Annotated in this window: 1 protein-coding gene and 1 pseudogene; one reads left to right on the top strand and one right to left on the bottom strand. The window is 62.6% G+C overall.

All coding sequences use genetic code 11. The features are described from left to right. Positions 1–367: pseudogene (locus tag EOA28_RS36255) on the bottom strand (peptigoglycan-binding protein LysM); the annotation flags it as partial. Positions 368–486: 119 nt separating this feature from the next. On the opposite strand from EOA28_RS36255, the gene EOA28_RS36250 reads away from it, so the two are divergent. Next, complete coding sequence (locus EOA28_RS36250) at positions 487–1,098, top strand: TIGR00730 family Rossman fold protein (RefSeq protein WP_095816104.1); 612 nt, start codon at positions 487–489, stop codon at positions 1,096–1,098. The last annotated feature ends 130 nt before the right edge of the window (positions 1,099–1,228 follow it).

Below are 1,228 nucleotides of genomic sequence, written 5' to 3'. Positions count from 1 at the left end.
GGATCTCGACCTTGGCGTTGGGCGCGGCGCTGCCGGCGACGACGATCGAGCCGTTGCTTTCGACGCGCACGACATCGAAGGTCGGCAGCGTCGAACCGGCCGCGGCGGCCGGCGCCGTTGCGTTCTTGTTGGCCGGCGCCATCGTGTTGGCCGGGGCCATTGTGTTTGCAGGAGCTTGAGGCACGCGCGCCTCGGTGGTCGTGCTCGAGGATTCAGCCGGTTTCGCGCCGGTCTGCGGCAGCGCCGCGACCTGCGCTGGTTTCTGGTTGATGTAGGGATCGAGCGCGCCCGACCCGTAGGCGACCGCCGCCACGACGGCCACGCCGCCCGCCGCGAACAAGAACGCCTTAGAAGGATTGATAGCCATAATTTTATACTGCCCCCTTAGCCACCTAACGCCGGTCTAGCGTGTTTTCTCCAAGCTCACAAGAAAAAGCCCGTCCGCGGGCTTGACCCGGCCAACCGTCCCCATCACCAATCATCGTCATGAACACGATTCGATCCGTCTGCGTCTATTGCGGCTCGTCTCCGGGCCGCGACGAGGCCTATATCAAGGCCGGCCACACGCTTGGCCGCTCGCTTGCCAAATCCGGGTTGCGCCTCATCTATGGCGGCGGCACCAAGGGCATCATGGGCGCCGTCGCCGATGGCGCGCTCAAGGCCGGCGGCAAGGTCACCGGCATCATCCCGCGCTTCCTGATCAACAGGGAAGCGACCGAAACCGCGCTCGACAAGCTCGACGAATTGCTGATCACCGACAATATGCACGAGCGCAAGCACAGCATGTTCGAAAAATCCGACGCCTTTGTGGCGCTGCCGGGCGGCATCGGCACGGTGGAGGAGATCGTCGAGATCATGACCTGGGCGCAGCTCGGCCATCATCGCAAGCCGATCGTCTTCGCCAACGTCAAGGGGTTCTGGGATCCGATGCTGTCGCTGATCGAGCATATGTCGGAGGAAGGCTTCATACACACCGCGCATCGCGTGAAGCCGCTGGTGGTCAACGACCCGGAAGCGATAGTCGCCGCTATCATGGTGGCAGGCTCGTCCGTCGACGCGCCGACGGAAGGCGTACAGTCGGTGATAGATAAGATGTAAGGCAATAAGGCAGTAGGGGAGTAAGGCAGTATGTAAGGCTGCGGAAAATGCCCCCTACTGCCCTACTGCCCTACTGCCCTACTGCCCTACTGCCCTACTGCCCTACTGCCCTACTGCCTTCCTCAAATCC

The organism is Mesorhizobium sp. M2A.F.Ca.ET.067.02.1.1, from assembly GCF_004023285.1.
In the GTDB taxonomy this organism is placed as follows: domain Bacteria; phylum Pseudomonadota; class Alphaproteobacteria; order Rhizobiales; family Rhizobiaceae; genus Mesorhizobium.
Note: the sequence above shows the minus strand (reverse complement) of the source record. Positions and strands in the feature narration are given on the sequence as shown.